The organism is Streptomyces sp. NPDC014861 (assembly GCF_043081625.1).
GTDB lineage: Bacteria > Actinomycetota > Actinomycetes > Streptomycetales > Streptomycetaceae > Streptomyces.
The window spans coordinates 530,543-548,454 of record NZ_JBIBWV010000002.1; the positions used below are offsets into that span (position 1 = coordinate 530,543).

Sequence of the window (17,912 nt, forward strand, 5' to 3'; positions counted from 1 at the left end):
CGGCGGGGCTCAGGCGGGGCTCAGGCGGAGACGCCGCCGTCGACCACCAGGTCCGTGCCGACGGCGGATCCCGCCGCGTCCGACGCGAGGTACAGCACCGCCGCCGCCACCTCGGCGGCCGAGGAGATCCGGCCGAGCGGCGACTGCTCCTTCATCCGGACCTCCCGCTCCGCCTCCGTCTCGCCCGGCAGCAGGGACATCGCGGACTCCGACGCGCCCGGGCTGACCGCGTTGATCCGCACCCCGTCGGCGATGTGGTCGCGGGCCGCGGCGCGGGTGAGCGCCGAGACGGCCGCCTTGGAGACCTGGTAGCCGAAGAGGCCGGGGATCCGGACGTGCGGGCCCAGGTTGGACGAGATGTTGACGATCGCGCCGCCGCCGTGCGCCCGCATGTGGGCGACCTCGGCCTGGAGGGCGTTCAGGACGCCGGTGACGTTGGTGTCGAGCAGGGCCCGCCAGTCGTCGAGGGGGAAGTCGGCCGCGCTGTGGCCGCCCCGGAAGATCCCCGCGTTGTTCACGGCGACGTCGAGCCCGCCGTACGTCTCCACCGCGCTCCGGACCAGCGCGCGGGTGGACGCGGGGCTCGTGACGTCGGCGGTGACGGCGGTCGCGGTACCGCCTTCGGCCTCGATCAGGGCCACGGTGGCGTCGAGCGCCGACGCGGTGCGTCCGGCGGCCACCACCCTCGCGCCCTCGGCGGCGAAGGCGCGGGCGATCTCCCGGCCGAGGCCGGAACCGGCACCGGTGACGAGGACGACGCGGCCGGTGAAACGAGCGGACATGGGAACTCCCCTGGGAAGAAAGGTCACGTGGCGAGGCGGAAGGTCAGGAGGGCGAGGGCGGCGAAGAGCCCGGCCGCCGCGGCGAGCGGCGCGGCGGAGCCGCCGAGGGTGAGCAGGGTGGCGAAGACCACGGTCGGTCCGAGCTCCATCGCCGTGTTGAGGACACCGCCGGCGAGCCCGGCCCGGTCGGCCGGCACCCGCTCGGTGGCGAGGACGGCGGCGGCCGCGAAGGAGAGCGCCCCGCCGGCCGGCAGCAGGAGCAGCCCGGGCAGCAGGCCCTGGGCGTACGGGGTGGCGGGGTCGCCGGCGCCCGCCGCGAGCAGGGCCAGTCCGGCTCCGGCCGTGCCGAGCCCGGCGGCGGTGACCCGTCCGGGCCCGTACCGTCCGATGAGCGGTCCCGCGAGCCGTCCCGCGCCCAGCAGCGCGGCGGCGAAGGGGACGAAGGCGGCCGAGGTGAGCAGGGCCGACCAGCCGCGCTCCCGCTGGAGGTCGAGCGACAGCAGCACGAAGACGGTGGCCGTACCGGCGGCGGTGAGCGCGATGGCGGCGAGGCCGAGGAGCCGCCGCCGGTCGCGCAGGAAGTCCGGCGGCAGCAGCGGGTCGGCGGCCCGGTGTGCGGCGCGGGCGAAGCCGGCGAGCAGGGCGAGGCCGGTGAGCAGCGGTACGAGGACGGGCGCGGAGCCCCACGGGTGGGCGTCGGTGAGCACGAGGCCGGTGCTGGTCAGGACGATCCCCGCGGTGGCGAGCAGGGCGCCCGGCAGGTCCGGCGAGCGGTCGGTGCCGGGCGGGGTGGCGGGCAGCAGCCGGGGCGCGAGGAACAGGGCGACGAGTGCGACGGCGACCGGCACGGCGAAGGAGGCGCGCCAGGAGGCGGCGGCGGTGATCACGCCGGAGAGCAGGTTCCCGGCGGTGGCGCCGAGCACGGAGAGGCCGCCCCAGGTGCCCATCGCCCTTCCGTACGCGCCCGGTTCGGGGTGGAGTGCGCGCAGCACGCCCATCGCGGCCGGGGCGACGAGCGCGGCGCCGGCGCCCTGCGCGAAGCGGGCGCCGAGCAGCGTGCCGTATCCGGGGGCGAGCGGGGCGAGCGCGGAGGCGGCGGCGAAGAGGAGCAGCCCGGCGGTGAGCGCCCGCCGCGCTCCGTACCGGTCGGCGAGCCGTCCGCCGAGCAGCAGGAGTCCGGCGAAGGTCAGCCCGTACGCGGCGCTGAGGAGGATCAGCCGGCCCCGGTCCAGGCCGAGTTCGGCGCCGATCAGGGGGAGCGGCACGGCGAGCGAGGCGAGCGTGAAGACGAGCGTCGCCTGCACGGTCCCGAGCAGCGCGAACCCCCGGCGGGCACCCCCGTGGTCCACCGGTGCGACGGGCGCCGCGGCCCCCTCGTACGTCGTCATGCCGTCCCCCCGTATCAGTTGTACTTGACCGTACATTCCAGAATGAGCCCCGAAAAAAGGCGCCCCCGCAAGGGCGCCCGTCCGGCGGCCGCTCAGTCGAGCAGCCGCAGGGCCTCCTCCGCTGCGTCCCGCACCCTGGCCGGGTCCGTCGACGCCTTGCCGACCACCCGGATCCCCTGGAGCAGGACCAGGAGCATCCGGGAGAGGGTCCGCGGATCGCGGCCCTCCGGTAGCTCGCCCTGCGCGCGGGCCCGGGCGAGCGCCGCGTGCAGCAGCGTCTCGACCTGCTCCCAGCTCAGCTCGACCCGGCGGGCCACCACCGGGTCGCGCGGGGCCAGTTCCGCCGCCGAATTGGTGACGAAGCAGCCGGTCAGGCGCACGCCCTCCGCCGTCGCCTCGGCGGCGAAGCGGCGGACGACGGCCCGCACGGCCGGCAGCGCCGGGCCCGGCGCGGACAGCTCCTCGACGAGCCCGGGGTCCCGGGTCTCCAGGTAATGGTCCAGCGCCTTCAGGTACAGCTCGTGCTTGTTGCCGAAGGTCGCGTAGATGCTGGCCCGGCCGATCCCGAGGTGCTCCACGAGGTCCGCCATCGACGTCGCCTCGTAGCCGCGCGCCCAGAACAGGTCGAGTGCCGCCTGGAGCGCGGCCCCGGGATCGAATTCCTTGGTCCTGGCCACGTCGTGGATAGTACGCCTTTCTGGAACGATCGGTCAAGCTAGACCGTGCGGACCGGGTAGACCGCCACCGCCACCTCGTCGTCGTCCAGGCACCGCCCGGTCTCCAGGTCGAAGCGCTGCTTCAGGAGCGGCGAGGCCACGAACGGACGCCCGTCCGCCGAGCCGATCAGCCCCCGGGACAGCACCTGCGCCCCGGTGAAGGGATCGCGGTTGTCGATCGCGTACGCCCGCCCCTCGCGGTCCCGGAAGACCGCCGCCTGCCGGCCGTCCGGCAGCAGCGCCGCCAGGCCCCGGCCCGGGGTCAGCCGGGCCTCCTCGCAGACCGCCATCCAGGCGTCGGGCGCCGGGGAGAGTTCGAGAGTCGTCGGTGTCTTCATCGGGAAGTGGCTCCTTCCAGGGTGCCGATCGTCAGGATCGTGAGGTCCGGCTTGATCTGGTCCCGCTCCGGCACGAACCGCACCGTCGGGTCCGGGGTCTCCGGCGCGTTGACGAAGGAGACGAACCGGCGCAGCCGCTCGGGGTCGTCCAGGGTCTGCGCCCATTCGTCCTGGTAGTCGGCGACGTGCGCCGCCATCAGCGCCTCCAGCTCGCCGCACAGGCCCAGCGAGTCCTTCACGATCACGTCCCGGAGGTGGTCGAGCCCGCCCTCCAGGCGCTCCAGCCAGACCGACGTCCGCTCCAGGCGGTCCGCCGTCCGGATGTAGAACATCAGGAACCGGTCGATGAGCCGGATCAGTTCGGCGTCCGACAGGTCCTGGGCGAGCAGGTCCGCGTGGCGCGGGGTCGCGCCGCCGTTGCCGCCCACGTACAGGTTCCAGCCGTTCGCCGTCGCGATCACGCCGAAGTCCTTCGACTGGGCCTCCGCGCACTCGCGGGCGCAGCCGGAGACCGCCGACTTCAGCTTGTGCGGCGCGCGCAGTCCCCGGTAGCGCAGCTCCAGCTGGATCGCCATCCTCACCGAGTCCTGCACGCCGTAGCGGCACCAGGTCTGCCCCACGCAGGACTTCACCGTGCGCAGCGCCTTGCCGTACGCGTGCCCGGACTCGAAACCGGCGTCCACCAGCCGGGTCCAGATCGCCGGGAGCTGGTCGACGCGGGCGCCGAAGAGGTCGATCCGCTGACCGCCGGTGATCTTCGTGTAGAGGCCGTAGTCGCGGGCCACCTCGCCGATCACGATCAGCTTCTCCGGGGTGATCTCGCCGCCGGGGATGCGGGGGACCACCGAATAGGAGCCGTTGCGCTGGAGGTTGGCCAGGTGGTGGTCGTTGGTGTCCTGGAGCGAGGCCTGCTCGCCGTCGAGGATGTAGCCGTTGTTGAGGGACGCGAGGATCGAGCCGACGGTCGGCTTGCACACCTCGCAGCCCTCGCCGCCCTTCGCGCCCTCCCGCCCGTGCGAGTCGAGCAGGGCGGCGAAGGAGGTCGCCCGCAGGGTGCGGGCGATCTCGTAGAGCTCGCTGCGGGTGTGGGGGAAGCAGCCGCAGAGCCCCTTGTCGGCCGCCTTCGGCAGCAGCTTCTCGATCACCTTCACGCAACTGCCGCAGCCCGTACCGGCCTTGGTGCACTTCTTCACCTCGGGCAGCGAGGCGCACTGGGTGATCGCGTGCTTGGTCACGTTGTGGCAGGAGCAGATGACGGCCTCGTCCGGCAGCGCCGACGGGCCGAGCGCCACCGGCGCACCGGCCCCCGCCGGGAGGACCAGCTGCTCGGGGGAGACCGGCGGCTTCGTCCCGGTCAGCGGGCGCAGCAGCCCGTACGACTCGGCGTCGCCGACCAGCACGCCGCCGAGCAGCCGGCCCTCGGCGTCCACCACGAGCTTCTTGTACACGCCCGCCCGGGAGTCCGAGTAGACGACGTCCAGGCAGCCCTCGGCGGCGCCGTGCGCGTCACCGAAGGAGGCCACGTCGACCCCGAGCAGCTTCAGCTTCGTCGACAGGTCCGCGCCGGTGAACCCGGTCTCCTCGCCCGCCTCCTCGGCGAGGACCGAGGCCACCGTCAGCGCCATCTCGTAGCCAGGCGCCACCAGGCCGTAGACCCGCCCGTCCGCGGCGAGCGCGCACTCGCCGATCGCGAAGACCGCCGGGTCGGAGGTGCGGCACAGCTCGTCCACGGCGATGCCGCCGCGCTCGCCCACGTCCAGGCCGCAGTCGCGCGCCAGCTGGTCCCGGGGCCGTACGCCCGCCGAGAACACCACGAGGTCGGTGGCGAGTTCGGTGCCGTCCGACAGCTTCATGCCGGTCACGGCACCGTCGGCCGTCACGACCTCCTGGGTGCCCGTGCCGGTGTGCACGGTCAGCCCCATCCGCTCGATCGTCCGCAGCAGCGCCGCGCCGCCGCCCTCGTCGACCTGCACCGGCATCAGCCGCGGCGCGAACTCCACGATGTGCGTGGCGAGGCCGAGGCCCTTCAGCGCGCCGGCCGCCTCCAGACCGAGCAGGCCGCCGCCGACCACGGCGCCGGTCGTCGCCGTCTTCGCGTACTCCTCGATCGCCAGCAGGTCCTCGATCGTCCGGTACACGAAACAGCCGGTGGCGTCCTTGCCGGGCACCGGCGGCACGAAGGGGTACGAGCCGGTGGCCAGCACCAGGTGGTCGTAGGCCACGACCCGCCCCGACCTCGCGGTCACCGTCCGCGCCGCCCGGTCGATGCCCACGACGGGCTCGTCCGTGTACAGCTCGATGCCGTGCCGCTCCATGAAGCCGTCCTCGACCATCGACAGGTCGTCGGGCGTCCTCCCGGAGAAGTACGAGGTCAGCTGGACCCGGTCGTACGCCGGGCGGGGCTCCTCGCAGAGGACCACGATCCGGGCCCGCTCGGTGACGCCCCGGTCGGCGAGCGCCTCCAGGAACCGCTGGCCGACCATTCCGTGGCCGACCAGGACGATGGTGGGGGTGGTCATGAGGAGCCTCCGTCGTGGGTGAGCAGGTGCAGCAGAGGGGCCTCCGGGAGGGCTTCGTCGCCCTCCCAGGCCCGGGCGAGCGCGCCGACCGCGGCCAGATCGCCGAGGAGGACGCCCCCGACGAGCCGGTTGTCGCGGACGACGACCTTGCGGTAGGCGCCCTTGGTCGCGTCGGCCAGCTGGACGACGTCGTCCCCCGGCCGCGGGGTGGCCTCGCCGAAGGCGGCGAGGTCCAGCGGCTGCGCCCCGCCGAGGGTCAGCCGGGTGAGCGCCCGGGTGCCCGTGTAGCGGGGTCCCGCGGCACCGGACAGCACGTCCGCGAGGACGTCCGCCTGTTCGAGCGCGGGGCCCGCCAGGCCGTAGACCCGCCCGTCGTGCTCGGCGCAGTCGCCGATCGCGTGGATGTACGGGTCCGAGGTGCGCAGCTCGTCGTCGACGACCACGCCGCTCCGCACGTCGAGCCCCGCCTCGCGGGCGAGCGCGACCCGGGGACGCACCCCGCAGGCCAGGACCACGACCTGGGCGTCCAGGACGAAGCCGTCGGCCAGCTCGACCGCCGTCACCGCCCCGTCCCGCTGCCGCAGACCGCTGACCCGGCACTCGGTGTGCGTCTCGACGCCGAGCCCGTCGAGGTGTTCCCGCAGCAGCGCGGAGGCCCGCGGGTCCAGATGGCGCTCCATCAGGCCCTCGCCCTGCTGGGTGAGGACCACCTCCGCGCCCAGCGCGGCGAGCGCCCGCGCCGCCGACACCCCGAGGAGCCCGCCGCCGATGACGACCGCCCGCATCCCGGGCCGGACGGCGGCCCGCAGCGCGAGGCAGTCGTCGAGCGTGCGGAAGGAGTGCACGCCCTCCGGCGGCACCGCCCCGCGCAGACCGCGCAGCGGCGGCAGCACCGGGTTCGAGCCGGTGGCCAGGACCAGCCGGTCGTACGGGACGAGCTCGCCGTCGGAGCACTCGACCGTCCGGGCCGCCCGGTCGATCCCCACCACCCGCACACCGCGGCGCGCGGGCTCGCGGGGCTCGGGCAGGGCGACGACCTCGGGGGCGTACCGCCCGGCGAGGACGTCGGCGAGCAGCACCCGGTTGTACGGGGCGTGCGTCTCCTCGCCGAGGAGGGTGACCGGCAGGCGCTGGGCGAGGCGGAGGCCCGCCGTTCCGCCTCCGACCACCACGATCCGTGTACTCATACCCGGAAGGGTGCGCGGCCGGTGTTTCCCGACGGCATCCCGACTGTTTCCCGTACGGAACGCTGATCTCCGAGACCGGCCCGGCGCGCTGTGAGGGGCCCGGGTGGTTAAGCCGTGATCAGGCTCGGCTCAAGCCCGGCTTAAGGATGGCGGCGGCGCGGCCGAGCCCGGGATTCCCGTATACGGGCGCCCCTAGGGTGCCGAAGGTGACCACCGAGGCTCGCCAGCACCCCCTCTACGCCCGCGTCCCCGTCCCGCTCGCCGCCGACCGGACGCCGCCGCCCGCGCCCCCGTCGCAGGAGGGGTACGGCCCCGGGCCCGCCGCCCGCCGGCAGGACGCGGGTCCGGCGGTGGCGCCGGCCGGGGCGCCGCCCGCGCCGCGCCCCGGACTCCGGCCGGGGCGGGGTCCGGCGGCCCGCCGCGCGACCCCCGCCCGTCCCGCCCCCGCCCGTCCCGCCCCCGCTCGCCCCGTGTCCGCCCCGCGGCTCGCGCCCGGGCGGCTGCGGGACGGGATCGTCGGCGGCGCCGGGGCCGTCGCCCTGCTGTGGGGCGTACAGGCCCGGCCCTCCGCCCGCCTCGACGCCTTCTTCGCCACCGGCGCCCATCTCACCGGCCTGCTCGCCGGGTACGGCGTCCTCGTGCTGCTCCTCCTCATGGCCCGGATCCCGGCGGTCGAGCACGGCGTCGGCGCCGACCGGCTGGCCCGCTGGCACGCGCGCGGCGGCCGGTACGTCCTCGGCCTGATCGCCGCGCACACGGTCCTCGCCCTCGTCGGCTACGCCGTCCACACCCGTACCGACCTGATCACCGCCACCGGTGGCCTCCTCTCCTACGGGGCGATCGCCGCCGCCACCGCCGGCACCGCCCTCTTCACGGCGGTCGGCATCACCTCCGCCCGCGCCGTCCGCCGCCGCATCCGCCACGAGACCTGGCACGCCGTCCACCTCGGCGCCCTGCTGGCCGCCGCCCTCGGCTTCGTCCACCAGCTCGCGGGACCCGACCTCGCCGGCGGGCTCCTGACCCGCTGGCTCTGGTCGATGGCGCACGCCACCGTCGCCGTCCTGCTCCTCTGGTACCGCTTCGTCGTCCCCGTCCGGGCCGCGCTCCGCCACGACCTGCGGGTCGCCGAGGTCCGCGACGAGACGCCCGGCGTGGTCTCCGTCCTGGTCCGGGGGAGGGGAGTGGCCCGGCTGCGCGCCGAACCCGGCCAGTTCTTCCGCTGGCGCTTCCTCAGCCGGGGCCTGTGGGCCACCGCCCTGCCCTTCTCACTCTCCGCGCCCGTCCGCGACGACACCCTCCGGATCACCGTGAAGGTCCGCGGCGACCACACCCGCCGGGTCCGCCGGCTCCGCCCCGGCACCCGCGTCCTCGCCTCCGGCCCCTACGGCGCGCTCACCGCCCACCGCCGGACCCGCCGCAAGGTTCTGCTGCTCGCCGGCGGTGTCGGGATCACCCCGCTGCGGGCCCTCTTCGAGACCCTGCCCGGCGGCCCCGGCGACATGACCCTCCTCTACCGCGCCTCCGACGAGGGCGGGCTCGTGCTCCGCGAGGAGCTGGAGACCATCGCCCGTGAACGCCGGGCCGCCCTCCACTACCTGCTCGGCCCCTCCGACTCCTCCTACGACCCACTGGCCCCGCGCGCCTTGCGCGCCCTCGTCCCCGACCTGGCCGTCCACGACGTCTACCTCTGCGGGCCGCCCGCCATGGCCCGCGCGGCGACCGCCTCCCTCGTCAGGGCCGGGGTCCCGGCCTCCCGCATCCACACCGAGAACTTCGAGGAGCCGAGCCCGTGAACAGCGCCCCCGCCCCCGCCCCGGCTTTCGCCCCCGTCCCCGCCCCGGTCTTCGCCCCCGCCCCAGCTTTCGCCCCTGTCTTCGCCCCCGCCCCTGCCCCGGCTTTCGTCCCCGCCCCCGCCGCCGCCCCTGCGGCCCGGCGCCACCGGGCCCGCCCCCAGCCCCCGTCCGAGGAGCGGCTGCGCCGCCGCCTCGCGGTCGCGCTCCTCGGCGCCGGGGCGCTCGCGGCGACCCTGCTCACGGCCGTGGAACCGGCGGCTCCGCCCGCCCCCGACCGGGAGCCCGGGCACGCAAGCTCAGACCTTGCTCAATGATCAGGTGATCGATGGACGGGGCAACGATCCCGTCCCTAGGCTCGCTGCCATGCCTGACATCACCCTGACCACGCTCGTCCTGCTCTGCCTGGCCGCACTCGTCGCCGGCTGGATCGACGCGGTGGTCGGGGGCGGCGGGCTGCTGCTCCTGCCGGCGCTGCTGATCGCCCTGCCGAACGCGGCCAACGGCTTCGTCCTCGGCACCAACAAGGCGGTCGCGATCGTCGGCACCACCGGCGCCGCGGTCACCTACGCCCGCAGGACGAAGGTGCCGGTGTGGACGGCGGTACGGGTCGGGATCGCGGCGCTCGCGGGCTCGTCCTTCGGCGCGCTCTTCGTCACGATGATCAGCCGGGAGGTGCTCCGGCCGCTGATCATCGTGGTGCTCGTGGCGGTCGCCGCCTTCGTCATCCTGAGGCCGACCTTCGGGCAGCGGCCGGCGGAGGAGGACCGGGCGCCGCTCACCCGCGCCCGGATGGTCACGGCGATCGTCCTCGTCGGCGGCGGCATCGGCTTCTACGACGGCCTGTTCGGGCCGGGCACCGGCACCTTCCTGGTGCTCGCCCTGACCGCCGTCCTCCACCTCGATCTGGTCACGGCCTCCGCCACCGCCAAGATCGTCAACGTCTGCACCAACGCGGGCGCGCTCGTCACCTTCGCCCTGAGCGGCACCGTCTACTGGCAGCTGGCCGCGCTCATGGCCGCCTTCAACCTGGCCGGAGGCATGGTCGGCGCCCGGATGGCGCTCAGCAAGGGCTCCGGCTTCGTCCGCGCCGTGCTGCTGGTCGTGGTGCTCTCGATGGTCGCCAAGCTCGCCTGGGACCAGTGGGCGTGAGACCGGCTCAGCGCACCCCGATGAGGTGCCCGAAGGCCACCACGTTCCCCTGGTAGCCGCCGCTCTTCTCGGAGAAGCCGCCGCCGCAGGTGATCACCCGGAGCTCGGCGCGGTCGGTGGAGCCGTACACCTTCTCGTCGGGGAAGGCGTCGTTGTCGTAGACCTCGACGGCGTCGACGGTGAAGACCGCGGTCCTGCCGTCCTCCCGGTCGATCTCGATCCGGTGGCCCTTCCGCAGGGCGCCCAGTGTGTAGAAGACCGCCGGGCCGCCGGCGTTGTCGACGTGGCCGGCGACGATCGAGGTGCCCTCGGCGCCGGGCGTGACACCGTCCGCGTACCAGCCCGCCAGGTTGCGGTCCTCGGCGGGCGGCACCTCCAGGGAGCCGTTCGGGGCGAGGCCGAGCCGGGTCATCGGGGCGTCCACGTCCGTCTCCGGGATGCGCAGCCGCACCGGCGGGGACGGCGGCAGCGGGTCGGCGGCGGCGTCGGTGTGCACGCTGGGCCCGGCGGCGAACGCCTGGGCGGCGGACGGGACGGGCGGAGTGACGTCCTGCGAGCCGTTCTGGACGAGCCAGAGGCCGACGCAGGCGGCCACCGCGATCCCCCAGCCCTTGCTCCTGTTGCTCACGTCGCTTCCTCACTCGGGGAGGGGGATGGGCCCCGCCCCCGGCCGGCCGTGTGCGGAGGCCGGGCGGGGGCGGGGCGGGGCGGTGTGATCAGTGGCCCTGGGCGCCGCTCGCCCGGCGCCGCATGAGCCACACACCGCCGACGGCAGCCGCGGCCAGCACCGCCGCGCCCGCCGTGACCTGGGCGGTGTCGGGGCCGATACTGCCGCCGACACCGGTCTTCACATGACCGCTGGGCTCGCGGTGCTTCACGGTCAGCTCGCCCCGGGCGGTCCGCCCGTTGTCGCAGGCCACCGAGATCCAGTGGGTGCCGGGCTTGGCGTGCTGGGGCAGGGTGAACTGCCCGACCACGACCTCCTTGTGGGTGCTGGGGCTGAGCCGGAACTCGCCGGCGCCGACCGAGTTCGCGTCGCCGACGCCGTGGCCGTTCTTGCCGCAGGCGAGGGTGTTCACGGTGACGGTGGTGCCGGGCGAGGCGGAGGAGGGGTAGATCTCCAGCGTCTGGGGGCCGTCGTTGTTCGCGTACGCGGCCGGCGCGGCGAACGCGCCGAGCGCGACGACCGTCAGCGCGGTTCCGGTGAGCAGGCGGGTAGTGGGGCGCATGGTGGGGTCCTCCGGGGCGCGCGGTCGTTCGGTCTTCCGTAGGACCGAGGTAACGGCCACGGCGCGGGGCGCGCCTGCTGATGGGGCATCAGGATTGCGCCGTCCGATACGGCGCGTCGACTGGAATCCGGAGGTTTCCGCAGGTCGGAGAGGGTGTCATCCCGTCAGTCGGCACCCCGTGCCGAACGGGTGAGCGGACCGGGCGGCGGGGCCCTGGGGGCCGCTCCCCGGTGCGGCGGGGGGCTCGGTCGCCGCCGCAGCACCGGGAGCGGTGGCCGGGACGGTGGCACCGGCCCCGCCGCACCGGGGGCGGGGCCGGTGGAGCGGTCGTCGTCCACCGTGGCCGGGAGCCGGGAGCCGGGAGCCGGGAGCCGGGAGCCGGGAGCCGAGGGCCGAGGGCCGGGAGCCGGAAGCCGGGGACCAGGAGGAGCCAGGGGCCGGGGGCAGGGACCGGGAGGGGCTAGGAGCCCGGGGCCTGGGACCAGGAGGGGCCAGGTGCCGTCGGCCGGGGGCCCGGGACCGGGACCGGGGCCGGGGGGGTCAGTCGTCGTCGCGGGCGGTGGCCTTCAGGAGGGCCGCCTCCGCCAGCCACTGCCGCGCGTCCGCCGCGAAGTCACGGGTGCCGACCTCGTGGTGGGCGGCCACGTACCGCAGGGCGGGCGGCTTCTCGTCCCAGTACTTCGTCCCGCCCTGCTTCCGGAGGAAGATCTCGCTGCCCACCGCGTTGGTGTGGAAGGTCAGCTCCAGCTTCCCCGGGCGTCCCTCGGCGGGCGACGGGTGGACGAGCCGGACGCCCTGCCACGCGTAGAGGTGCCGCTCGACGTCCGGGATCGTCGTTCCGTGGACCGGCGCGCCCTCGACCGCGTACCCCTCCGCCGTGAACGCGTCGAGGACCGCCTCGTGCAGCGGCAGCGCCTCCACCCGCACCGGGTCCATGTCCGTCTGCGCCTTGACGCCCGACGCGTCGACCTCCGTGCTGATGCCGATGACGACCCCGAGGTCCTGTCCCCGGAGGTCGTTCACCGGGGTCTCCCACTTCAGCCGGAACGTCAGCGGGACCCGCTTCTCCTGGCCCTTCCGCAGCTTGAACCAGCCGCTGGCGCTGGGGTGTCCGATCGTGTCGCCGCTGCCCCCGCCGTCCCCGTCGCCCTTGTGGAAGAGCGGCGCGTTCGCGACGAGCCGGAGCTGTATGGACTCGATCTCCAGGTCCCGCTCGGGCGCCCGGACCACCACCTCGCCGCGCAGCATGCCACCGGGCCGCACCGGGCCGGGCTCGATGATCGTGTCCACTTCGAGCGGGATGCCGCCGCCGAAAAGCCTCTTGAGAACCATGGCCGCAGGTTAGCCGCCGGATCCGCCCCCGTCCGCGGAAATGATCTTCTCGCCCGGTACGTCCGCGTACGCGCCGAGGACCCGCTCCATCAGCTCCCCGTCCACCGGGTACGCGACCCCGTCGACGCCCGTCACCGGCGCGATCGTGCGCGCGTTGGCGGTGAAGGCGGCCCGGAAGGAGGGTAGTTCGTCCAGCATGACCGCTCGGTGGACCGACGGGAGCCGGGGCGCCAGCAGTGCCATGGTGATCCCGGTCAGGTGCGGGGCCGTCGGCCACACCAGGGAAGTGCCGTCCCAGAAGGCGATGTTGGACACCGCGCCCTCCGCCACCTCGCCCGCCGGAGAGGTCAGCAGCGCCCCGTCGAAGCCCGCCCGCCGGGCCGCGTCACCGTGGTACCTCTGCCCGAAGCCGCCCACGTGCTTGAGGTGCGCCGCCGGGCGCAGGTGGTCGACGGACCGCAGTCGCTGCGGCGCGCCGGGCCCGTCGGGAGCCGCCTCCCGGACGAGGACGGCCACCAGGAAGCCGGGCCCGTCCTCGTACACGTACACCCGCGCCGAGGAGTCTTGCCGCCCCGACGCCCGGACGGCCCGCCCGAGCAGCTCCCGGACCCGCCCGCCGGGCAGCGGCGCGCCGAACAGCTCGCGGGTGGACCGGTCGAGGCGGTCGAGGTGCAGCCCGAGGCCCTTCACCCGCCCGTCGCGCACCTGCATCGCCGTGAAGTGCCCGTACCCGCCCGTCACGGCACCGAGCACCCCCGGATCGGCGGCGGGGACCCCGTCGATCTCGACGTGGGCGGAGGCGGGGCCGGGGCCGGGCGGCGGCGAGGTCGTCATGGCGTCACCGTAGCCCCGGAGCCGGCTCCGGCGGCTTCCGGAGATCCGCGCTTGACCTCAACCAAACTTGAGGGACCACGATCCTCGACATGGACATCACGAACGCCTCCACCGAGGCTCCCGCCGCCCCCCTCGCCCTCGCCCTCGTCGTCGCCAGCGACCGCGAAGGCCGCTTCGCCCCCGTCATCGCCGACTGGTTCCGCACCCGCGTCGCCGAGCGCCCCGACTTCACCCTCACCGTCGTCGACCTCGCCGAGACCAGGCTCCCCACCGCCCTCTCCTACGGGCCCGACCCCGCCGTCAGCGCCGAACTCGCCCGCATCACCCCCGTCCTGGAGGCCGCCGACGCCTACGTCGTCCTCACCCCCGAGTACAACCACTCCTTCCCGGCCGCCCTGAAGAACCTCATCGACCGTCACTACACCGAGTGGCGCGCCAAGCCCGTCGGCTTCGTCTCCTACGGCGGCATCTCCGGCGGCATCCGCGCCGTCGAACAACTCCGCCAGATCTACGCCGAGATGCACGCCGTCACCGTCCGCGACGGCGTCGTCCTGCCCAACGCCCACGGGCAGTTCGACGAGGACGGCCGGTTCAAGGACCCGACCGGACCCGACAACGGCGCCAAGCTCATGCTCGACCAGCTCGCCTGGTGGGGTCGCGCCCTCAAGGAAGCCAAGTCCGCCCGCCCGTACGCCGCCTGAGGGGACGTCATGACCCTGCTGCGACTCCTCGCCGGACGGCTCCGCCCGCACCGCGCCCGGCTCGCCTTACTCGTCCTGCTCCAGCTTCTCCAGAGCCTCGCCTCCCTCACCCTGCCCGCCCTCAACGCCGGCGTCATCGACGAGGGCGTCCTGCGCGGCGACACCGGCCGCATCCTCTCCGGCGGCGCCGTCATGGCCGGCGTCACCCTCCTCCAGGCCGCCGCGGCCGCCGCCGTCACCTTCACCGGAGCCCGTATCGCCCTGGCCGTCGCCCGCGACCTGCGCTCCGAGGTCTTCCGCCGGATCCAGGAGTTCTCCGCCCTGGAACGCGGCCGCTTCGGCACCGCCTCCCTCATCACCCGCGCCACCAACGACGTCCAGCAGGTGCAGACCTTCGCCGTCCTCGCCCTCACCATGCTGGTCGCCGCCCCCCTGCTGTGCGTCGGCGGACTCGCCATGGCGCTGCGCCAGGACGTGCCGCTCGCCCTGGTCCTGCTGCTCTTCGTCCCCGTGATGACCCTCGCCGTCGGCGCCGTCGTGCTCCGCATGCGGCCCCTCTTCCGGGGCATGCAGGAGCACCTCGACCGGGTCACCCGCGTCCTGCGCGAGCAGATCACCGGCGTCCGGGTCGTCCGCGCCTTCGTCCGCGACGGCCACGAGCGCGCCCGCTTCGCCGCCGCCAACGCGGCCCTCCTCGACACCGGCCTGCGGGCCGGCCGGCTCCAGGCCGTCATGTTCCCGGTCGTCCTCCTGGTCTGGGAGACCACCACCATCGTCCTCATCTGGGCCGGCGCGCACCGGATCGACTCCGGCGCCGTCCAGGCCGGCGCGCTCGTCGCCTTCCTCGGCTACCTCCTCCAGACCGCCATGTCCGTGATGATGGCGCTCTTCCTCCTCATGCACCTGCCCCGGGCCGAGGCCGGCGCCGCCCGCGTCCGCGAACTCCTCGACACCGCCCCCTCCCTCACCCCGCCCGCCGACCCCGTCCGCGCCCTCCCCGGCGGCGGCTCCGGCCGGCTCGCCCTGGAGGACGTCACCTTCCGCTACCCCGGAGCCGAGGAACCCGTCCTCAGCGGCGTCTCCCTGCACGCCGCCCCCGGCGAGACCACCGCGATCATCGGCTCGACCGGCAGCGGCAAGTCCACCCTCCTCGGCCTGGTCCCCCGGCTCCTCGACCCCACCGCCGGACGGATCCTCCTCGACGGCACCGACCTCCGCGCCCTCGACCCCGGGCTCACCGCCGCCACCGTCGGACTCGTCCCCCAGAAGCCGTACCTCTTCGCCGGCACCGTCGCCTCCAACCTGCGGTACGGAAAGCCCGGAGCCACCGACGAGGAGCTGTGGCACGCCCTGGAGACCGCCCAGGCCGCCGGCTTCGTCCGGGCGCTCGACGAAGGGCTCGACGCGCCCGTCACCCAGGGCGGCGCCAACCTCTCCGGAGGCCAGCGGCAGCGGCTCGCCATCGCCCGCGTCCTCGTCGCCCGACCCCGCGTCTACCTCTTCGACGACTCCTTCTCCGCCCTCGACAACGCCACCGACGCCCGGCTGCGCGCCGCCCTGCGCCGCGAGACCGCGGACGCCGCCGTCGTCCTCGTCGCCCAGCGGGTCTCCACCATCCGCCACGCCGACCGGATCGTCGTCCTCGACCGGGGCCGCGCCGTCGGCACCGGCACCCACGAGGAACTCCTGGCGACCAACCCCACCTACCGGGAGATCGTCCGCTCCCAGCCGACCGAGGAGGCCGCCGCGTGAGCACCGCGACCCCGCCCCGCCCCACCACGCGCACCGCCCCCACCGCCCCCGCCCGCCGCGGCCCCGCCCCCCAGCCGGGCGGCGGTCCCGGCGCCCCCGGCACCCCCTCCCTGGAACGGTCCCTCCACTTCCGCGCCTCCGCCGTCCGCCTGCTGCGCACCCTCGCCCCCGACCGGGCCCGGCTCGCCGCCGCCCTCGCCGCGGGCGCCGGCGCCGTCGCCCTCACCGTCCTCGTCCCGCTCCTCCTCGGCCGCGCCACCGACCTCGTCCTCACCGGCGCCGCGGGCCCGTACGGCGTCGACTTCACGGCCCTCGCCCGGCAGCTCGCCCTTGCCGCCACCGCCGTCGCCGCCGCCTCCCTGCTCACCTGGGCCCAGCAGCGGCTCGTCACCGACGTCGTCCAGCGGGCCGGCCACCGGCTGCGCGAGCGGACCCAGCACAAGCTCGCCCGACTGCCCCTCGGCTACCTCGACGGACAGCCGCGCGGCGAGGTCCTCTCCCGCGCCACCAACGACGTCGACAACGTCACCCAGACCCTCCAGCAGGCGCTCAGCCAGATGATGCGGGCCGTGCTCACCCTCCTCGGGGTGCTCGCGATGATGGTCTGGATCTCCCCGCTGCTCGCCCTCGTCGCCCTCGGCACCGTCCCCGTCTCGCTCGGCCTCGCCGCCCTCGTCGCCCGCCGCGCCCAGCCCCAGTTCGTCCGGCAGTGGGCGGTCACCGGCAAGCTCGGCGGCCACACCGAGGAGACCATCACCGGCCACACCGAGGTCGTCGCCTTCGGCCGCCGCGAGGAGGCGGTCCGCCGCTTCGACGAGCTCGGCGAGGAGCTGTACCGGGCGGGCCTGCGCGCCCAGGTCGTCTCCGGCCTCGTCCAGCCCGCCGTCACCCTCGTCGGCAACCTCACCTACGTCCTCATCGCCGTCCTCGGCGGCCTCAAGGTCGCGAGCGGCACCCTCACCGTCGGCGACGTCCAGGCCTTCGTCCAGTACTCCTACGAGTTCAACGGCCCGGTCAACCAGGTCGCCGCCATGGCCGGCCTCCTCCAGTCCGGGATCGCCTCCGCCGAGCGGGTCTTCGACCTCCTCGACGCCGAGGAGGAGTCCCCGGGGCCGGCCGTCCCCGAGAAGCCCGCCGAGCGGCGCGGCCGGGTCGTCTTCGAGCGCGTCTCCTTCCGCTACGAGCCCGGCCGGCCGCTCGTCGAGGACCTCTCCCTCACCGTCGAACCCGGCCGCACGGTCGCCCTCGTCGGCCCCACCGGCGCCGGCAAGACCACCCTGGTCAATCTGCTGCTCCGGTTCCACGAGCCCACCGGCGGCCGGATCCTCCTCGACGGCGTCGACACCGCCCGGATGGACCGGGAGGAGCTGCGCTCCGGCATCGGCATGGTCCTCCAGGACACCTGGCTCTTCGGCGGCACCATCGCCGACAACATCGCCTACGGGGTCCCCGGCGAGGTCTCCCGCGAGCGGATCACCGCCGCCGCCGAGGCCGTCCACGCCGACCGGTTCATCCGCACCCTCCCCGACGGCTACGACACCGTCCTCGACGAGGACGGCGGCGGCCTCAGCGCCGGCGAGCGGCAGCTCGTCACCCTGGCCCGCGCCTTCCTCTCCGAGCCGGTCGTCCTCGTCCTCGACGAGGCCACCAGCTCCGTCGACACCCGCACCGAACTCCACGTCCAGCGGGCCATGTCCGCCCTCAGGGCCGGCCGCACCAGCTTCGTCGTCGCCCACCGGCTCTCCACGATCCGGGACGCCGACACCATCGTCGTCATGGACGGCGGCGGCATCGCCGAGCAGGGCACCCACGAGGAGCTGCTCGCCCGCGGCGGCGCGTACGCCCGGCTGCACGCGGCACAGTTCGCCCCTACGGTGGAGACGTGATCGTCACCGTCCGCACCACCACCGACGCGCGCGCCAAGGCCGAGGCCCTGGCGCGCGGCGCCGTCGAGGCCCGGCTCGCCGCGTGCGCGCAGATCTCGGGGCCCGTCACCTCCGTCTACCACTGGCGGGGCGCGATCGAGACGACCGAGGAGTGGGAGGTGGTCCTCAAGACCACCGAGGCCCGCTACCAGGCCCTCGAAGCGCACCTGATCGCGGCCCACGACTACGAGACGCCCGAGATCGTCGCCACCCGGGTGGCACGGGTCGCGGAGGCGTACGCCCGCTGGGTCGAGGCGGAGACCGAGG

16 protein-coding genes and 1 pseudogene are annotated in these 17,912 nt (G+C 75.0%); 7 read left to right on the top strand and 10 right to left on the bottom strand.

Annotation, left to right across the window (positions count from 1 at the left end; all coding sequences use genetic code 11):
- Positions 1 to 20 precede the first annotated feature (20 nt).
- The 6 genes from ACF1BN_RS06075 to ACF1BN_RS06100 form a co-directional block, all read right to left on the bottom strand.
- The gene (locus ACF1BN_RS06075; RefSeq protein WP_392330348.1) at positions 21 to 782 is read right to left on the bottom strand and encodes an SDR family NAD(P)-dependent oxidoreductase; all 762 of its coding nucleotides are present in this window, start codon (positions 780 to 782) and stop codon (positions 21 to 23) included.
- A 23-nt stretch (positions 783 to 805) separates the two neighbouring features.
- Positions 806 to 2,170 carry an MFS transporter gene (locus ACF1BN_RS06080; RefSeq protein ID WP_392330349.1) on the bottom strand — a complete coding sequence of 455 codons (1,365 nt, stop codon included), beginning with the start codon at positions 2,168 to 2,170 and terminating at the stop codon, positions 806 to 808.
- A 92-nt stretch (positions 2,171 to 2,262) separates the two neighbouring features.
- Positions 2,263 to 2,847, bottom strand: coding sequence for a TetR/AcrR family transcriptional regulator (locus tag ACF1BN_RS06085; RefSeq protein ID WP_392330350.1), 585 nt, complete (start codon positions 2,845 to 2,847; stop codon positions 2,263 to 2,265).
- 38 nt (positions 2,848 to 2,885) lie between these two features.
- Positions 2,886 to 3,224 (bottom strand): nitrite reductase small subunit NirD, encoded by a 339-nt coding sequence (gene nirD, locus ACF1BN_RS06090; RefSeq protein WP_392330351.1) that lies wholly within the window; start codon positions 3,222 to 3,224, stop codon positions 2,886 to 2,888.
- The gene (gene nirB, locus ACF1BN_RS06095) at positions 3,221 to 5,743 is read right to left on the bottom strand and encodes a nitrite reductase large subunit NirB (protein ID WP_392330352.1); all 2,523 of its coding nucleotides are present in this window, start codon (positions 5,741 to 5,743) and stop codon (positions 3,221 to 3,223) included. Before nirB ends, nirD begins: the two co-directional genes overlap by 4 nt.
- Complete coding sequence (locus ACF1BN_RS06100; protein ID WP_392330353.1) at positions 5,740 to 6,930, bottom strand: NAD(P)/FAD-dependent oxidoreductase; 1,191 nt, start codon at positions 6,928 to 6,930, stop codon at positions 5,740 to 5,742. Before ACF1BN_RS06100 ends, nirB begins: the two co-directional genes overlap by 4 nt.
- Positions 6,931 to 7,400: 470 nt before the next feature.
- On the opposite strand from ACF1BN_RS06100, the gene ACF1BN_RS06105 reads away from it, so the two are divergent.
- The 3 genes from ACF1BN_RS06105 to ACF1BN_RS06115 are packed head-to-tail and all read left to right on the top strand — an operon-like array spanning position 7,401 to position 9,872.
- The gene (locus ACF1BN_RS06105; RefSeq protein ID WP_392330496.1) at positions 7,401 to 8,723 is read left to right on the top strand and encodes a ferric reductase-like transmembrane domain-containing protein; all 1,323 of its coding nucleotides are present in this window, start codon (positions 7,401 to 7,403) and stop codon (positions 8,721 to 8,723) included.
- Entirely contained in the window at positions 8,720 to 9,037 is a 318-nt protein-coding gene (locus tag ACF1BN_RS06110) for a hypothetical protein (RefSeq protein WP_392330354.1), read from the top strand. Before ACF1BN_RS06105 ends, ACF1BN_RS06110 begins: the two co-directional genes overlap by 4 nt.
- Positions 9,038 to 9,086: 49 nt before the next feature.
- On the top strand, positions 9,087 to 9,872 hold the full coding sequence (locus ACF1BN_RS06115) for a sulfite exporter TauE/SafE family protein (protein WP_392330355.1): 786 nt from the start codon (positions 9,087 to 9,089) through the stop codon (positions 9,870 to 9,872).
- Positions 9,873 to 9,879: 7 nt separating this feature from the next.
- Here the strand turns inward: ACF1BN_RS06115 and ACF1BN_RS06120 are convergent, their stop codons facing one another.
- The 4 genes from ACF1BN_RS06120 to ACF1BN_RS06135 all read right to left on the bottom strand — a co-directional run bounded on the left by ACF1BN_RS06120 (position 9,880) and on the right by ACF1BN_RS06135 (position 13,267).
- Positions 9,880 to 10,500 carry a class F sortase gene (locus ACF1BN_RS06120; protein ID WP_392330356.1) on the bottom strand — a complete coding sequence of 207 codons (621 nt, stop codon included), beginning with the start codon at positions 10,498 to 10,500 and terminating at the stop codon, positions 9,880 to 9,882.
- A gap of 88 nt (positions 10,501 to 10,588) precedes the next feature.
- Complete coding sequence (locus ACF1BN_RS06125) at positions 10,589 to 11,101, bottom strand: hypothetical protein (protein ID WP_392330357.1); 513 nt, start codon at positions 11,099 to 11,101, stop codon at positions 10,589 to 10,591.
- Positions 11,102 to 11,641: 540 nt separating this feature from the next.
- Entirely contained in the window at positions 11,642 to 12,433 is a 792-nt protein-coding gene (locus ACF1BN_RS06130) for a sporulation protein (RefSeq protein WP_392330358.1), read from the bottom strand.
- Between the two features lie 9 nt (positions 12,434 to 12,442).
- A complete protein-coding gene (locus tag ACF1BN_RS06135; RefSeq protein ID WP_392330359.1) occupies positions 12,443 to 13,267 on the bottom strand; it encodes an aminotransferase class IV in 825 nt (274 codons plus the stop codon).
- 89 nt (positions 13,268 to 13,356) lie between these two features.
- Here ACF1BN_RS06135 and ACF1BN_RS06140 point away from each other — a divergent pair, with 89 nt between their 5' ends.
- The 4 genes and pseudogenes from ACF1BN_RS06140 to cutA form a co-directional block, all read left to right on the top strand.
- The gene (locus tag ACF1BN_RS06140; RefSeq protein WP_392330360.1) at positions 13,357 to 13,968 is read left to right on the top strand and encodes an NADPH-dependent FMN reductase; all 612 of its coding nucleotides are present in this window, start codon (positions 13,357 to 13,359) and stop codon (positions 13,966 to 13,968) included.
- 9 nt (positions 13,969 to 13,977) lie between these two features.
- Complete coding sequence (locus tag ACF1BN_RS06145) at positions 13,978 to 15,720, top strand: ABC transporter ATP-binding protein (protein WP_392330361.1); 1,743 nt, start codon at positions 13,978 to 13,980, stop codon at positions 15,718 to 15,720.
- The gene (locus tag ACF1BN_RS06150; RefSeq protein ID WP_392330362.1) at positions 15,717 to 17,606 is read left to right on the top strand and encodes an ABC transporter ATP-binding protein; all 1,890 of its coding nucleotides are present in this window, start codon (positions 15,717 to 15,719) and stop codon (positions 17,604 to 17,606) included. Before ACF1BN_RS06145 ends, ACF1BN_RS06150 begins: the two co-directional genes overlap by 4 nt.
- Positions 17,603 to 17,908, top strand: a pseudogene (cutA, locus tag ACF1BN_RS06155) (divalent-cation tolerance protein CutA); the annotation flags it as partial. The gene ACF1BN_RS06150 and the pseudogene cutA, both read left to right, overlap by 4 nt.
- Positions 17,909 to 17,912 lie beyond the last annotated feature (4 nt).

Excerpts from the sequence above, each read along its gene's own strand:
- ACF1BN_RS06075 (WP_392330348.1), bottom strand. The coding sequence starts at position 782 with ATGTCCGCTCGTTTCACCGGCCGCGTCGTCCTCGTCACCGGTGCCGGT.
- ACF1BN_RS06080 (WP_392330349.1), bottom strand. The coding sequence starts at position 2,170 with ATGACGACGTACGAGGGGGCCGCGGCGCCCGTCGCACCGGTGGACCAC.
- nirD (WP_392330351.1), bottom strand. The coding sequence starts at position 3,224 with ATGAAGACACCGACGACTCTCGAACTCTCCCCGGCGCCCGACGCCTGG.
- nirB (WP_392330352.1), bottom strand. The coding sequence starts at position 5,743 with ATGACCACCCCCACCATCGTCCTGGTCGGCCACGGAATGGTCGGCCAG.
- ACF1BN_RS06100 (WP_392330353.1), bottom strand. The coding sequence starts at position 6,930 with ATGAGTACACGGATCGTGGTGGTCGGAGGCGGAACGGCGGGCCTCCGC.
- ACF1BN_RS06115 (WP_392330355.1), top strand. The coding sequence starts at position 9,087 with ATGCCTGACATCACCCTGACCACGCTCGTCCTGCTCTGCCTGGCCGCA.
- ACF1BN_RS06125 (WP_392330357.1), bottom strand. The coding sequence starts at position 11,101 with ATGCGCCCCACTACCCGCCTGCTCACCGGAACCGCGCTGACGGTCGTC.
- ACF1BN_RS06130 (WP_392330358.1), bottom strand. The coding sequence starts at position 12,433 with ATGGTTCTCAAGAGGCTTTTCGGCGGCGGCATCCCGCTCGAAGTGGAC.
- ACF1BN_RS06135 (WP_392330359.1), bottom strand. The coding sequence starts at position 13,267 with ATGACGACCTCGCCGCCGCCCGGCCCCGGCCCCGCCTCCGCCCACGTC.
- ACF1BN_RS06140 (WP_392330360.1), top strand. The coding sequence starts at position 13,357 with ATGGACATCACGAACGCCTCCACCGAGGCTCCCGCCGCCCCCCTCGCC.
- ACF1BN_RS06145 (WP_392330361.1), top strand. The coding sequence starts at position 13,978 with ATGACCCTGCTGCGACTCCTCGCCGGACGGCTCCGCCCGCACCGCGCC.